The sequence below is a fragment of the Psychrobacter sp. Arc9 genome (assembly GCF_041431295.1).
Taxonomy (GTDB): domain Bacteria; phylum Pseudomonadota; class Gammaproteobacteria; order Pseudomonadales; family Moraxellaceae; genus Psychrobacter.
The window spans coordinates 26,642-42,124 of record NZ_JASMRK010000002.1 but is presented as its reverse complement, the minus strand read 5'-3'; the positions used below and the strand labels follow the sequence as shown (position 1 = coordinate 42,124).

10 protein-coding genes are annotated in these 15,483 nt (G+C 43.4%); 3 read left to right on the top strand and 7 right to left on the bottom strand.

What is annotated here, in order from left to right; all coding sequences use genetic code 11:
• Nucleotides 1-138: 138 nt before the first annotated feature.
• Complete coding sequence (locus QO187_RS01455) at nucleotides 139-783, bottom strand: hypothetical protein (RefSeq protein ID WP_102094268.1); 645 nt, start codon at nucleotides 781-783, stop codon at nucleotides 139-141.
• A 524-nt stretch (nucleotides 784-1,307) separates the two neighbouring features.
• Between QO187_RS01455 and QO187_RS01450 the strand changes: the two genes are divergently transcribed.
• Nucleotides 1,308-1,580: an HU family DNA-binding protein gene (locus QO187_RS01450; RefSeq protein WP_045445077.1), complete on the top strand. Its 273-nt coding sequence runs from the start codon at nucleotides 1,308-1,310 to the stop codon at nucleotides 1,578-1,580.
• 351 nt (nucleotides 1,581-1,931) lie between these two features.
• Nucleotides 1,932-3,806, top strand: a complete 1,875-nt coding sequence (locus QO187_RS01445; RefSeq protein WP_102094267.1) for a SurA N-terminal domain-containing protein — start codon at nucleotides 1,932-1,934, stop codon at nucleotides 3,804-3,806.
• A 192-nt stretch (nucleotides 3,807-3,998) separates the two neighbouring features.
• On the opposite strand, the gene purH is transcribed toward QO187_RS01445, so the two are convergent.
• From purH to mrcB, 6 genes are all read right to left on the bottom strand, one after another.
• Complete coding sequence (gene purH, locus QO187_RS01440; protein WP_102094265.1) at nucleotides 3,999-5,579, bottom strand: bifunctional phosphoribosylaminoimidazolecarboxamide formyltransferase/IMP cyclohydrolase; 1,581 nt, start codon at nucleotides 5,577-5,579, stop codon at nucleotides 3,999-4,001.
• Nucleotides 5,580-5,725: 146 nt separating this feature from the next.
• The gene (fis, locus tag QO187_RS01435) at nucleotides 5,726-6,088 is read right to left on the bottom strand and encodes a DNA-binding transcriptional regulator Fis (RefSeq protein ID WP_057759230.1); all 363 of its coding nucleotides are present in this window, start codon (nucleotides 6,086-6,088) and stop codon (nucleotides 5,726-5,728) included.
• A gap of 178 nt (nucleotides 6,089-6,266) precedes the next feature.
• Nucleotides 6,267-7,523: a DUF3426 domain-containing protein gene (locus QO187_RS01430; protein WP_102094264.1), complete on the bottom strand. Its 1,257-nt coding sequence runs from the start codon at nucleotides 7,521-7,523 to the stop codon at nucleotides 6,267-6,269.
• Nucleotides 7,524-7,695: 172 nt separating this feature from the next.
• Complete coding sequence (gene prmA, locus QO187_RS01425) at nucleotides 7,696-8,622, bottom strand: 50S ribosomal protein L11 methyltransferase (RefSeq protein ID WP_102094262.1); 927 nt, start codon at nucleotides 8,620-8,622, stop codon at nucleotides 7,696-7,698.
• A 134-nt stretch (nucleotides 8,623-8,756) separates the two neighbouring features.
• The gene (locus QO187_RS01420) at nucleotides 8,757-9,569 is read right to left on the bottom strand and encodes a tetratricopeptide repeat protein (RefSeq protein WP_228153215.1); all 813 of its coding nucleotides are present in this window, start codon (nucleotides 9,567-9,569) and stop codon (nucleotides 8,757-8,759) included.
• Between the two features lie 80 nt (nucleotides 9,570-9,649).
• Nucleotides 9,650-12,145 (bottom strand): penicillin-binding protein 1B, encoded by a 2,496-nt coding sequence (gene mrcB, locus QO187_RS01415; RefSeq protein ID WP_371546757.1) that lies wholly within the window; start codon nucleotides 12,143-12,145, stop codon nucleotides 9,650-9,652.
• 437 nt (nucleotides 12,146-12,582) lie between these two features.
• Here mrcB and QO187_RS01410 point away from each other — a divergent pair, with 437 nt between their 5' ends.
• Nucleotides 12,583-15,381 carry a heavy metal translocating P-type ATPase gene (locus QO187_RS01410; RefSeq protein ID WP_371546754.1) on the top strand — a complete coding sequence of 933 codons (2,799 nt, stop codon included), beginning with the start codon at nucleotides 12,583-12,585 and terminating at the stop codon, nucleotides 15,379-15,381.
• The last annotated feature ends 102 nt before the right edge of the window (nucleotides 15,382-15,483 follow it).

The following is a 15,483-nucleotide window of genomic DNA, read 5'->3' as shown; positions in this document are numbered from 1 at the left end:
GTTTAGAAAAGATATATGAGTGAGACATAAGCAGCTTAATTTGTCTGCTACAGATACGTTTGACGAAGTAAAAAATAAGCGTTCAATATCTATAGAAGACATTGAACGCTTATTTATAGGTAATTCAACGAAGCAAAACTAATTCATCAATAGTGCGATGATTGAACCGATCATAATGACAAGGGCAACAACAGTGACAATCATCAACATCTTTTGCTTGCTTTGAAGCTCTCTCACGGTTGTTTCAAGTTCACGGTTTTTAATGGTCAAGGTATTGATCTGTGTTTGCTGTTCTTTAATACGCAGTTTGTAGTTGTTCTTTTTTTCTTCCAAGTCAGCTTCTGTAGGTTTGGTTTTAGCTTTACCACCCTTTATCTTTTTGATCAGCCCCTGAATCAAGCTGCCAAGCCCAAGTTGCATAATAAACTGTTTAACCAGTTGTACTTGAATCGACTCACCGCGCATCTGTAGCTTTTCAGTGGTTTCGCTATCATGAGTGGTGATGGCGTTGATAACTTGAATGCTGTAGGCATTGATAACCACGTCAGGCTCACTACGACCAATCGGCAGCTGAGCATCTAGTAACACGCCTTTGGTACTAAAGGTGGCAAATACTTCTACATGCGGTAAATACAGGCGAAGCGCCACCACGGTGCCTTGCTTAGCAAGCGGATAAGCGGCCTTACGCAATTCAGGATCCAAACGTAACAATAATGTCAGCGCCGACTCGATAAATACTAAAATGATATTAAGAAAAGAGTGAGACAACGTAGAACGCTTCATGTAAGTAATCCGTTTTTTATTTAGCAAGTTTTAGATATTTAGCAAACAGAAGTCTGTATTTGCCCAATACTTGCAGTGATATTTTGCTTATAGTAACGTCTTTATAATAAAAAGTAACGCTAGTTTCTGTAGTGGCTAAACTATTACATTACAATTTAGCAGTCAATAAAGACACTCTTATTTATGACCAGTAATATACAAACTTAATGCATAGCAATGCACAGACGGCAATTGACAAATCTGACAAAGCGTAGAAAATAGGAAAGCCAATCGTCTCAGTTATACAGAGCCACTTATATATAAGTTCCTAACGCTTTGCGTAACATTAGGTGTCAAATACGTAGTGTAGAGCACAAAAATATGTAAAATCGCTTGCGCTCCTTATGCTGCCTTGATATAAAGACGATAACAAAGAAGAACCTGTTAATGCGCCAGTTAGGTAGTTTTTATTGCGTAAGCACCATGAGAGCGTTACAATACTTGGCGTGAGCATTTATTACCCCCTTAAACTTGAAGGAAATTTTATGAATAAGTCAGAATTAATTGATAGCATCGCAGACAAAAGTGGTCTAAATAAAACCCAAGCTGGTGATGCACTAAACGCTGTTATGGAAAGTGTTGGCGAAGCGCTAGAAGCTGGCGATAGCATCTCATTAGTTGGCTTTGGTACTTTCAGTGTAAAAGATCGCAAAGCACGCACTGGTCGCAACCCTAAGACTGGCGAAGAGCTAAGCATTCCAGCAAGCAAAGTACCAAGCTTCAAAGCTGGTAAAAACTTAAAAGAGCGCTTGAATTAAGCCGCCTTTTTAAGCATAAAATGATAGTCGGTGGTCTATAGCTGAAGTAATGAGCTAACCATCGAAGAGAGCACCTAATATTTAGGTGCTTTTTTTATCGCTATAGTTTGTATCATGCGTCGTGAATATTTTGAGTCTGCATGAAAAATCACGTATCATAGGGCGCGCGATAGGTGTGTCATTTAAGTCAGATTTCTTTAGTAAATTTTGTTTTTTACTATAAAATGCATACGCTCTTACTCTTACCATTGCTAGCTTAAATAGTACTGATATTGACAGGTTGCACTCAACAGCTCCTAACAGTATTACAATGGTTTTTCATCAATATAGGTTAATAAAGCAGAGATAACTATGGATAAATTGCGCGATTTCTTAAAAAGCTGGCCAGGTCGCATTTTATTGATTTTATGCCTATCGCCGCTCGCTCTCTTGGGTGTCGAAAGCTATTTTGGCGGCAACGTCGATCCCAACCAGATTGCGCAGGTAGGTGAGGCAAGCGTAGGACTGTCCGAGTATCAAACTGCTGTCAATAGCCGTCGTTCTGAAGTATTAGAGCAAGTTGAAGATGCCAGCTTATTGAATGAAGATGTGCTTCATGAGCAAGTATTAAAGGGTCTAATCGACCGTACGTTGTTAGAGCAGCAAGCAGGTAAGCTTGGTATGACAGTGTCTGACGACACGATCAATCGTTTGCTGCGTCAAGAAGAAATATTCCAAGATGCAGAAGGTAACTTTTCAAACGATCAGTTCTCAAACTTCTTGCGTCAGCGCGGCATGACCAAAAATCAACTATTTGCAGAATTTCGCAATCAGTTAAGCTTGGATCAATTGAACGCCAGTATTGTTGGGACGGCCGTCTATCCTATGCAAGCGGTCAGTCAATTGATTGACTTGCAACTTGAGTCGCGCAACGTTTGGGTGCATCGCTTTAATTGGCAAGACTATGCTGACAAAGTTAAGCTTAGTAAAGCAGACATTCAATCATACTATGATGCCAACAAAGACACATTGAAAAGTGCAGCGATGGTTGACTTGGCTTATATCCAGCTTAGCCCGCAAACTATCAAGGTTGATGAAGTAACCGCAGAAGAGTTGCAGCAGCAGTATGAAGCATATAAGCAGAGCATTGCGGCTACTGATGAGCGTAAAGTCAGTCAGATACTGTTTACTGGTAAAGATGCTAAGACACGAGCCGATAAAGTGAAAGCGCGTCTGAATAAAGGTGAAGCGTTTGCTGCGCTTGCTAAAGCAGAGTCGGATGATCCATCAGGTGAAACAGGTGGTGATATCGGACGCTTTAATCCGTCAGTGTTTGGCAGTGACGCGGATACTGTGCAAGAGGCACTAGAAGGGTTGAGCGTTGGTGATGTGACTGCGCCTATCAAGACTAGCTTTGGTTATCAGATATTTACGGTTACTGAAGATAATGGCAAAAAAATTCCAAGTCTAGACAGTATGCGTGAAGAGCTAACTGCGAAAGCAAAAGAGTATAAACGTCAGGAAATCTATGCTGATAAAGTGACATCAATCAATGATTTGGCAGCAGATGGTTTCAGTATCGAAGATATTGCACAGCAAGAAAACGTCAGCCTCAAGCGTATCAAAGATTATCGTAAAGTGAACAACAAATCAGCACTGCCGCAACCAGTAGTGGTTAAGCAGGCCTTTGATGAGTTTACTATTCAAGATCAGGCGGTAACGGCAGGCGTAGAAGTTGGCAACGGTACCGTATGGTTACAGCCAAGCAATTATCGTCCTACTAAGACGCTTGCTCTAGCAAATGCAACTCCAAGAATCACTCAAATACTCCGTCAGCAGAAAGCGACAGCATTAGCTTTAAAAGATGCTAAAGCATTGGCTGCTGGTATCAAGACGCCAGCTGATATAAGTAAGCAGTCGGTTAGTTTCCAAGCACTGGGTGAGATTAACCGTCAAACGACGCAGCTAACGGACAAAGAGCGTGGATTGGCCTTTAGCCAGCAAGCCGCTGATAATGGCGTCGTCGCGATTGCTAGTGAGACTGAGATGGGTGCAACGCTACTGGTTGGAGACCGTATTAAAACTGAGCAGCAGTCACCACTGTCTGATATGCAACGAGCGCAAACAGCCAGTATCATTCGTGACAATTTAGGCCAAGACCAGTTGCAAGACTATTTGGACTATCTACGTATGGTGTATACGGTTGAGATTAATGAAAGCAACATGGCAAACGCACAAGGCCGCTAAGTATTTGCTAGATTCTTATTTTTATTCTTATTTTTAGACGTAAAAAAGCCACCGTATCAATTGATACAGTGGCTTTTTTTTGGGTGATGCTTTAACGATAATTATCACGAATATTATATAGACTGAAAGTTAGTCGCATTAATAAATACAGCTGCTGCGACTAATTCCAGTCTTAAATTAATAGGTGATTGTTTAATGGCGGAAATGGCGCATACCCGTGAATACCATCGCGATACCATGCTCATTAGCAGCAGCAATGGTTTCGTCATCACGCATAGAACCACCTGGCTGAATGATAGCAGAGATACCTACTTCAGCAGCATTGTCGATGCCATCACGGAAAGGGAAGAACGCATCTGATGCCATAACAGCACCTTCAGTTGCTAGTCCAGCATGTTCTGCTTTGATAGCGGCAATACGTGCTGAGTTAACGCGGCTCATTTGGCCCGCGCCAACACCGATAGTACGTTGGCCTTTTGCGTAGACAATGGCATTAGATTTGACGTATTTTGCTACGTTCCAACTAAATAGTAGATCTGCCACTTGCGCTTCAGTTGGTTGTACATCAGTAACGATTTTTAGGTCGTTAGCCGTGATTAAACCAAGGTCTTGCTCTTGTACGAGTAAGCCACCGTTAACGCGCTTATAGTCAAGTTGGATATCACGCTGATCTGGTGCTGGTAGCTCGCCGCATACCAATACGCGTACGTTTTTCTTAGTAGCTGTCGCTTCAAGTACACCGTCTTCGATACTAGGTGCAATGATCACTTCTACAAACTGATTGTCGATAATGGCTTTTGCCGCAGCAAGCGTCAACGGACGGTTGAATGCGATGATACCACCAAAAGACGATTCAGGATCGGTGCTAAAAGCAGTACGATAAGCCGCTACTTGGTCATTATCAACCGCGACACCGCAAGGGTTGGCATGCTTAACGATAACGCAAGCAGGCGCGCTGAAAGCTTTAACGCACTCAAGCGCAGCATCGGTATCAGCGATGTTGTTATAAGATAGCGCTTTGCCTTGTAACTGCTTAGCTGTCGCGATTGAAGCTTGTTTGCTTTTTAAAGGCTGGTTTTCAGTATAGAAAGCCGCGTTTTGATGAGGGTTTTCACCGTAGCGTAGGTCTTGTACTTTTTCGAGCTGTACATTGAATGTACGTGGGAAGTTTTCTGGCTCTTGAGTTTCGTTGACACGGCTACCTAAGAAGTTTGCAATCATACCGTCGTACTGTGCCGTATGCTCAAACGCCTTTACTGCTAAGTCATAACGCAAAGCAGTTGTCAGTTCGGTGCCACCGTCTAACGCGTTAAGTACACGGTCATAATCAGCTGGATCAGTGACGATACCTACATGAGCGTGGTTTTTCGCTGCTGAACGCACCATGGTAGGGCCGCCAATATCGATGTTTTCGATAGCGTCGTTCATAGTCACGTCAGCACGTGCAATCGTTTCGGCAAACGGATATAAGTTCACGACGACCAAGTCGATACGTTCGATCGCATGATCACTCATTACTGCATCATCTGTACCGCGGCGTCCTAGGATGCCACCGTGAATCTTAGGATGTAGCGTTTTAACACGGCCATCCATCATTTCGGGAAAGCCTGTGTAATCTGATACTTCAGTCACGTCGACATTGTTTTCTGTGAGCAGACGATAAGTACCGCCAGTAGATAATAAACCAAAACCTGCTTTGAGAAGGCCTTGAGCAAACTCGACGATATTAGACTTATCGGAGACCGATAGTAGGGCAAGTGGGGTTGTACTCATAAGAAATTTTCCATAAAAAAAGCCTGACGTAAACGTCTGGCAAGGTGATGATGACAATGGTATGCCGTATCATGATAGATAAAGCGCGGAACATTTAATTGCCATACATAATGATAGTCAATGATGGGTAAGCTCATATAACAATGTTACATTAAATCATAGGTTTTCATTTTTTTGCGCAAAGTGCCTCGATTTAGGCCTAATATCTGAGCACATTTGGTTTGGTTGCCTCTTGTTTTTTCTAGGACGACAGATAAGAGAGGCTCTTCGACTTGCTTCAAAATCAGCTCATATAAATCAGTGGGCATCTCATCTCCTAGCATCGCAAAGTACTGACGTACCACACGCTCCACATGAACTCGTAGAGGTTGCTGCGCACTATTTGTATAGTGTTGACTAGCAAAATCAAAGCCGTGCGTAGGTGATTGGTATTCGTCTTTATTATAATCGGCAGGGTGCTCAGAGCTTTTAGCAAAATGATTAGCATTATGCTGTGCATGAGGTGCCATAAAATAATATCCTTGAGATGAAGAAAAATTCTGATTGTGAGGGGTCAGAACCATAGTATATCAAATTAATATCGCCTAGCGCTGATAGATTCATCGTTATCTTGGCTATCACGGTTTAATTGAAAATGAATTTACGGTGTATTTTCTACTCACGCTTATTTATATATGACACCCTAGTTTAATAAAGAGCGGTCATAGTAATGTCGCGAATTTGCGCATTAGCGACAGGGATAGTAAACAATAGCTGTCTATCTGTATTGGCCATTAACTGACTTTGCTTGCCTAATAAATAATCGTTTGGACCTGCAATAAACTCTCCAATAAGCTCATTTCTACCGTAAACGCTTATTTTTACATTTGGGTATAGTTGTGATTGCGGGCTGCCATTACTTAGAGTAGCGCCTATATCGCTAAATGTACCAGCAGTTTTAATCTGACTGCTTCTATGAAAGGTATTGCTGATGGTAAGCGCTGATAAATCTGCACTGGGCAAGCTGCAGGCAGCGACAGAGCATATCGATTGGAGACGCTGAGCATAGGTTGGGTTTTTGACTAAGTTCTCTAAGTTAAAAATAACATACTGAGCCGCGAGTAGCAGTGCTAGGACCAAACAACCTAATATCCATAATAATGATGCAATAGAACGTGTCGTTTGGGTTGGTGCAAACGGTAGCTGTGTTTTTCTTAAACGATCGTCGACAGCAGGCTCTTCATCTTTAACGGGTACTCCCATATCAGATAGAAGCTGTGATAAGTCTGTGTCATCTGGCGGTGTTTCTTCGTCTTGATTTTGTTCTTCTAATAGTTTTTGTAGCCATGAATTGTTATCACTACTCTCAACATTGGCATGAATATCATTGGCCGCTGCCGAGCTGAGCATGTTCTGTGTTGATGCTGATATTGTACTAGTAGATGGTTTCTTTGTTGATGGATTAGAGGTTTTGATAGTTTCTTTAGAAGAGGGCGCTTTTGGTTTTTCTGTGGTTGCTGCGCTAGGACTGGTATTACTGGCTTGGGTTAACCATGCATCCATATTATCTAAAGAGTCATACTCTTGAACGTCTTCTTCTGGCTCGTCTATATCCATATCGTCATAAATTAAGTCGTCATGAATCAAAGTATCAGATGATTTTTTCTTACTGATTGAAGATGTAGGGCGATTTGGCACATTTTGAGGTTTATGCTGATTACTATTAGTAGACGTTTTTTGCTCGTTCGAAATTGGTTGAGTTTGAGCTTTTTGTTGAGCAGGAATATTTTTTTGTGGTGTTGGTTTTTGAATGACCTCAGAATTTACCACAAGATGTTTATTGACCAAAAAACTTTGCTGGCACCGATCACAGCTGATGGTAGCATTGACTTGATTTAGTTGAGTTTGTTTAACGCTATAGCAAGCTTGGCAATGGGGGCATTGGGTTTCTATTGGCGTGGTCATAGAGGCGAATCCAAAAAAGTATGGTTATCAATACCGCTTAGCCACTCACCAATAGCGGCCCACAATACGCATTTTACTTATTTAATTTCGATGAATTGTAGGCAAAGACAGAGTGGCGTCAAACACATAACATTTGACTGCCCTCTATCGTAACAGATGTAATTAAATGTTGCTAGCTAGTAAATGTACCTGATAAACGTTGCCAATGCTGGTCTTCTTGCGCAGTAAAAGCATGCTTAGGATCGAGTGCAAAATATGGCTGATAAGCTTCAGTGACTTGCTCGGTTTGCGACTCAATCAAACCTGCCAAAACGATACGGCCCTTTGGCGCAACCAGTGTTGCAAAGTAAGGTGCTAAACCAATAAGCGGCTTTGCTAAAATATTGGCAACAATCACTTCTACAGGCAACACATCATGTTGCGAGCAGTACTCTGTAAATTCTTCTGGTAGAAATGCCTGTAAACGTTCGCCTACATTGTTGCGTACTGCATTCTGATTGGTAGCAAGTACCGCCTGCGGGTCAATATCGACTGCATATACCTGACGTGCACCCAATAGCAAAGCAGCAATCCCTAGAATACCTGAGCCACAACCATAATCGATAACCACTTTGTCTGTTAGGTCTTGCTCTGTTAGCCAGTCTAGGCATAGGCGAGTCGTAGCATGATAGCCAGTCCCAAATGCCAAACCTGGGTCCATAATGATATTGGTGGCTTCAGGGTTAGGCGGTGTTAGCCAGTCAGGCACAATCCATAGGTCATTAGCACATTCGATAGGATGATAGTTGCTCATCCATTCGCGCTCCCAGTCTTTATCATCAACAGCCGTTAGCCAGATACGAGTAGCCTGTACTTGTGCAGCAATTTCATGACTTAATTGCTCAACCGCTTGACGACTACCTGCATCAGTAGTCGCATCAAACAATCCTGTTAGTATCACCTCATCCCAAAGCGGCGATTCACCTGGAAGTGGCTCAAACAAAGGTTGATCGCCAGCATCGTCTAAAGCTATTGATAATGCGCCTGCTTCTAACAAAAGCGCTTCAGCCAAGTCGACGTTTGATTTTTCGCATTGTAAATGCAGTTGTTGCCATGCCATAAAGATAACCTTAAGCGGAAATAAAAATAAGTGTAGGTGTTAGGGAATACCCTAGATAAGTCTACATACAACGAAATTCATGATGTATATAGATGTTTTAACTAATGAATCTAAGAGGCACAAATACTCAGCTATTAGCGCAGTGCTTGTTTTGCTTCATTGACCACGCGTGAGTTACCCTGAGCTTGTCCTGATTGCAATATAACTTGCCATAGTGCTCGTCTACGACTGCTATCCTGAGAGACGCTAAGACCACGACGTGCCATCGCTTCTGCTTTACGAGGCTGGTTCTTTTTTAATGCTACTTGTGCCAAATAGAAGTATACCGCCGATGATTTGGGCGCTAGACGCTGTGCACGGGTAAAGCTGTTCTCGGCATTGGTTAGATTGCCCGCTTTCAACTGACTGATACCTACTTGCATCAAATTGCGAAACGCAGGTAGATTACTATTATTGCTTACAGATTGTTGAGTACGTTGCTGCGAGTTTCTTCTAGCGTGCTCAAGTAATTCATTATGCGACGGTACTGATGGTTCAGAGATTATATAGTCGTTACGAGAAGGTGCAATGATAACAGGATCAGGCTGCATCACTTCTGGAGCAGGAGGCGTAAATACAGGGGTTTCTTGCGTTAACGGATTTGGTGTTTCGGACTGTTCAACCGCATCGTAAGGCTCGGTTGGATAGTTGCTTTGATCATTTGCTTCCGTGATATGCGCTGGAGCAGTTGTCGTTGATGGCACGGTCGGTTGTGACGTTGGTAATGTTTGAACAGGCGTGGTTTGCACTGTAGTCGACGTGCTAGGTGCCGTCTGACAAGCACTTAGGCTTAGCATGCCAACGATCGCGCTGCCTGCAAGTAATGTATTGTTTGACGTGATTTTATTGCGCCATAGCACTATGGTTTGTTTTACTGAAGTAGTTGTCCGTAAAGATGACACCATCATGTTAAAACCTTTTTTAAATATTAAAAGCTAAATATCAAAAACACTATTAGAGCCATTCAACAGCTAGAACCACTCAATAGCTAGAACCATTCAACAGCACGGTCATACCAAGTATCAGCACGGTCTTCATCACCTTCACTTTGCTCGCTGCTACCTGCTGCATCATCAGATTCAACATTTGGAATCTCTAAACCTTCGCGGCGACGTTGTTGATTGATATCACCTTGCTGGTTCTGAAACTGTGTCTGTTCACGAGCGCGATCTTGCTGATACAGGCTCAGCGCACAACTGCTGGCTTCTTCTGGTAGGTGAGCTGACATTACTGGTAAGTAGCGAGCGTTAGCGCAGCGTTCATTAGACAGTTTGCCTGAATTGTTCTCTAGCCATAACCACTCGATACCTTCTGGCTCTGGTAGGGCAACTGGAGTCAGTTTTAGGCGTTTCATATAATCTACCCAAACTGGTAAGGCGCCAGTGCCACCACTTAAACCAATCGGTTTATTATCATCACGACCAACCCAAACGACACTCACATAGTTACCACTATAGCCTGCAAACCAAGCATCACGGTAGTCGTTTGTTGTACCTGTTTTTCCGGCTAGGTTTAAATTACTGCCGAGTGATTGGGCGCGTCTGGCTGTACCATTTGAGACGACTTGCTGTAATGCATAGTTGGTCAAAAAGTTGGTTTCAGGTGGAATACTGCGCTGAGTGTTAAGCCCAGTACGCTGTAAGATACGGCCGCGATCATCAATGACCGTACGAATACTATGAATAGGCGTACGGAAGCCACCAGTGGCAAAGACTTGATAAATGCCAAGCATATCCATCGGACTCAAATTAACTGAGCCTAACAATGCTGATGGGTAAGGTGGTATTTTTTCTTTGATACCCATGCGCTGTAATTGCTTAGCAAAGGTATTAACGCCGAACTCCATACCTAAGCGTACTGCCGCCTGATTATAGGATTGAGATAGTGCCGTGGTAAATGGTACATAGCCATGATCACGGTTGTCGTAGTTTTTAGGGTTCCAGTCAGTACCGTCGTTTAGATTGACCGTAATAGGGGAGTCATCTACTGAACTGGCTAAGTTATAACGACCGCTCTCAAGCGCAGTCATATAAATGATAGGTTTAAGCAATGAGCCGACTTGGCGTTTGGCATCGACCGCACGGTTAAACCCTGTAAATTCACTACCACTACCTACAACAGACACTAGCTCGCCAGTCTCAGGGTTGGCACTCACTAACGCGCCTTGTAAATCCTTAGTTTTGCTACTATTACGACGCAGCTCACCAAGTTTTCTATCAACGGCCTTGTCTGCTGCCAATTGAGCGATAGGGTCTAAGGTGCTGATAATAATCAGACCTTCGTTTTTGAGGTCGTCAGAATAGTAAACGGTATTTAGCTCACGTTTAACAATATCCAAGAAGTCAGGGAACTGACTTTTGCCTTCAGCAGGCTTATCCACGATGCCAAGCGGTTGCTTTAAGGCTTTGTCGTAGTCTTCTTGGCTCAGTGTACCCATGGTCAGCATGTTATTAAGCACCACATCACGGCGTGCTTTTGAGTCGTTTGGATTACGACGTGGGTTATAGATACTTGGGCCTTTTGCCATACCAACCAGCATCGCTTGCTGATCTAAGCGCAGCTCATTAAGTGGTTTGTCAAAATAAAACTGTGATGCCAAACCAAAGCCATTGATAGAGCGGTTGCCATTTTGACCCAGATAAGTCTCATTCAAATAGGTCTGTAAAATTTCATCTTTGCTGTAATGCAGTTCAAGTAGCACGGCCATCAATGCTTCATTGGCTTTGCGTTTGATAGTGCGATCTGAGTTGAGATAAAAGTTTTTGATCAGCTGCTGGGTGATTGTCGAACCACCTTGTCTGGCACCACCAGTAAAGTTATTGATTACGGCACGGGCGATACCACGTACCGATACCCCTTTATGCTCATAAAACGCGCGATCTTCGGTAGCGATAAGGGCATCAATTAACGGCTGAGGCACTTCGTCCAAAGACACAACCATCCGATCTTCATTACTGTCTGGATAGATACCACCGATATTGACAGGCTCTAGACGAATGATGCCGCTTTTGGCAGGCAGAGTACTCTGGATAGATTCTACTTTATTGCCAGAAATTGTCATTTTGATGACTTGCTCGGCATCTTTATCATTGGCGCTATACGTAAAGCCGCGCGTGTGAATAAAGTAAGTATTACCTGTTCGATGATAGGTGCCTGTACGATCATAAGCTTTGTTGCTTTGATAATTAAGCAACTCTAGCCATGTCTTCATCGTATCTCTATCGACATTGGCACCTTGATACAGCTCAAGCGGCTGCGAATACACTTTGGCTGGAATGTCCCAGCGCTTGCCCTCAAACTTATGAGTAATGGTGCGATCAAGTTTGATCAAATATAGCGCCAACAGCACCATGCCTGCGATGATGATAATTAATAGCAGACTACTAAAGACCAAGCCGCGCTGCTGCGAGGGTAGCGTGTGCATAGCAGACTTAGATGACGCTGATAACTTGGTATTTGGTAACTTGTAATTAGGTTTTTGCACGGATGTCGCACCATTTTTGGATAAAAAACTGCCTCATAATGACGCAAATTGACAAATTTTTCAATCTATCATCGTCAACGCAGGCATTTATTGGTCGTAGACTATGAGCGATGATACTGCTCATAGCGATAGCTTATAGTATAATCCCTATTAAAATACCGATACTTGTAATAAAGCGTCAGTCACTTTCAATCTGGTAGATAAACGCCATATAAGATAACAATTTACGATTGCCCTCACGATGTATTTTGTATGAATTCGCTGTTGCTAATGGTTTGCTATTAGCCGTTCGTTATGAATACTATGCTACTAACAGTAGTAATATTCATGTGATTAAAAACGGCTCTATTGCATGACGTACAGTACAGTCAATACGAGCAAGTTTGCTTTAAATGAATGCATTTTAAGCAAGCCTGTCAAAGGAAGTAAGCGCGACTATGTCTAGTATCCCATCATCAGTATCATCTGCTACCAATCACTCTTATGAAGACACTTCTATCATCGAAGGCTTAGTGCTTCCGCTGGCTGACCACTGCTTTCACTGCGGCGATCCCGTACCTCAGCCACCGTTTTATGCTGAGATATTAGGTCAGTCACGAGAGATGTGTTGTATGGGCTGTCAGTTAGCTGCCCAAAGCATAGTAGAGGCTGGTCTTGAGCAGTATTATCTTGACCGATCGGAAATTAATCGTACGGCAAGTTTGCCAACTCAGCTGACGCGTCTTGAGGTCTACGATCATGACGAGATAAAATCACAGTTCGTTTACGCGCAAGATGGCATGTCAGTAGCAGAGCTGTCGGTTAATAACTTACGCTGTGCTGCCTGTACTTGGCTGATTGAGTCGCGTCTCGATGAGCTAGAGGGTATTGGTAAATGTCAGGTAAATCTGACCAACCAACGTATGCGGGTCATTTGGGATGAAAACAAATTACCCATCAGTCGTATTTTAGCGGTCATCAACGAAATCGGCTACGAAGCCAAGCCTTATCGCCAAGATACACACGAAGCCATGCTGGCACGTCATAACAATCAAATGCTATTGCGTCTCGGCATCGCTGCACTAGGTTCGATGCAAGCGATGATGTATGCCGTTGCGCTTTATTTTGGTGAGTATAGCGACATGTTGATATTCCAACGTGACTTTTTGCGTTGGGTGTCTTTATTTGTGAGTACGCCTGTATTTTTCTATGCTGGCATTCCTTTCTTCACCTCTGCATGGTCAGCAATTCGTGCGCGCCAAGTCAATATGGATGTGCCCGTCAGTCTTGCATTGATTATCACTTTCTTTGCCAGTCTCTACGCTACCATCACTGGGCAAGGGGAGACGTATTATGACTCGGTCAGCATGTTTATCTTCTTTCTGTTAGCAGGGCGTTATATCGAGCATAACGCACGTCTAAAAGCCGCGACTATGGCTAATGATTTGGTGGTGGTCGAGCCGGTATTGGTGCAAAAAGTCGCTGAAGACAAAGCAGCTGCCGAGCGTATTTTACAACTGCTGAAAGAAAATGAGTCTCAGCAAGATGAGCTTATTGAAAATGAAACTACTAAAGGTGAGTCGGCTACAGTAGAGCCGATGCCTGACTTTATGCAGCGTATGGACGCCAATGTTTATCAGCTCACATCGCGTATCGCTCAAGAATGGCAGCAGTCACGTAACCAACCGAATACGCAATCACAGCCCGAAGGCGATATAGAGTCAAAGCAAATGGTCACCGCTCATAGTTTACAAGTGGGCGACATCATTTTGGTTGAAGCGGGTTCTGAGATTATCAGTGATGGTATCTTGCTAAGCTCTACTGCAACAGTGTCACAAAGTCTACTGACGGGCGAGGGTGATTTAATCATCAAATCTCAAGGCGATTATATTGTTGGTGGTGCACAAAACGATAGCCAGCCGTTTGAGATGCTAGTCACCGCCTTACCAAAAGACAGTCAGATAGGCTTAATTGATCGATTGATGAATCGTGCCATGAGCGAAAAACCCAAATTGGCGCAGCAAGCAGATAAGCTGGCACGTTGGTTTGTCGCGCGTATTTTGGTTTTATCCGTCTTAGTATTTGTCGGCTGGTATATTGTTGACCCAAGCCAAGCCATTTGGGCAACCGTGGCAGTCTTAGTCGCTACTTGTCCATGTGCATTGTCATTGGCGACGCCGATTGCCTTGACCGTCTCAACCAATCGTCTGGCAAGTTATGGTTTTTTGACGACGCGTGGACATACATTACAAACGCTAGCTGAAATCACGCATGTTGCTTTTGATAAAACTGGCACGCTGACTTATGGCAAACCAAACCTACTAAATATCGAGTTAATCACATCAAAAAGCCAGACCGAAACTGACGATTTGTCATTAACAGCGCAAAAAGATACGCTGTTGGCAATTGCAGCTGCACTAGAAGTAGGGAGTCGTCATCCAATTGCCCACGCGTTACTGACGGCAGCCTATCAGTTACATCTACCATCGACGCAAGCCGTACAGCATTATCCAGCAGGCGGTGTAGAAGCGATGATTGATGGCACTGTATATCGAATCGGTCACAAGGACTTTGCGTTAGATAAAACAAATGACAGCGCCAATGATATAGATGCTAGTAATGATTTAACCATTGATCTGGTAGCTCAGCGAGCCAGCTCAGCAGTGGTATTGTCTTATCAAAATACTGATAGCAAAAAATGGCAAGCGCTGGCATGCTTTTATTTCAATGACAAGGTACGTGATAGTGCGCAGTCGATGCTCGATACGCTTAAAGCACTAGGTATCGAGTCTGTTATGTTGACAGGTGATCCAAGCCCGCAAGCGCTAGTCATGGCTGAGAGTTTAGGTATGCAAGCAGCATACAATGGACTATCACCAACTGATAAGGTCAATCATATCCAGCAGTTGCAAGCTAATGGTGCTGTGGTATTGATGGTAGGTGATGGTATCAACGATGCACCAGTGCTAGCCGCAGCAGATGTGTCGACCTCGATTGCAGGTGCGGCAGACTTAGCACAAGTATCTAGTGATAGTATTATCTTAAATGGACAGATCGAGGCCATCACTGCGGCTAAACGCATCTCTGATAAGACGGAACGTATTATCAAGCAAAATTTCCGTTGGGCGCTCGCTTACAACAGTATCGTCCTGATACCAGCGGCTTTAGGCTATGTGCCACCATGGCTCGCTGCAATTGGTATGTCGCTCAGCTCATTGTTTGTTGTATTAAATGCATTGCGTCTAAAACGTGCTTAGTCTCTTTAAAAAGTATTTAATGTAAACAGGTCTGTAAAGTTTGCCCATAAAAAAACCGCCTTGCATCAAATGGAAGGCGGTTTTTTCTATACAGAGATACTG

Coding starts and splice junctions, on each gene's coding strand:
- QO187_RS01455 (WP_102094268.1), bottom strand. CDS start 783: ATGAAGCGTTCTACGTTGTCTCACTCTTTTCTTAATATCATTTTAGTA.
- QO187_RS01445 (WP_102094267.1), top strand. CDS start 1,932: ATGGATAAATTGCGCGATTTCTTAAAAAGCTGGCCAGGTCGCATTTTA.
- fis (WP_057759230.1), bottom strand. CDS start 6,088: ATGGCACCTCATGCACAGCATAATGCTAATCATTTTGCTAAAAGCTCT.
- QO187_RS01420 (WP_228153215.1), bottom strand. CDS start 9,569: ATGATGGTGTCATCTTTACGGACAACTACTTCAGTAAAACAAACCATA.
- prmA (WP_102094262.1), bottom strand. CDS start 8,622: ATGGCATGGCAACAACTGCATTTACAATGCGAAAAATCAAACGTCGAC.
- QO187_RS01450 (WP_045445077.1), top strand. CDS start 1,308: ATGAATAAGTCAGAATTAATTGATAGCATCGCAGACAAAAGTGGTCTA.
- purH (WP_102094265.1), bottom strand. CDS start 5,579: ATGAGTACAACCCCACTTGCCCTACTATCGGTCTCCGATAAGTCTAAT.
- QO187_RS01410 (WP_371546754.1), top strand. CDS start 12,583: ATGTCTAGTATCCCATCATCAGTATCATCTGCTACCAATCACTCTTAT.
- QO187_RS01430 (WP_102094264.1), bottom strand. CDS start 7,523: ATGACCACGCCAATAGAAACCCAATGCCCCCATTGCCAAGCTTGCTAT.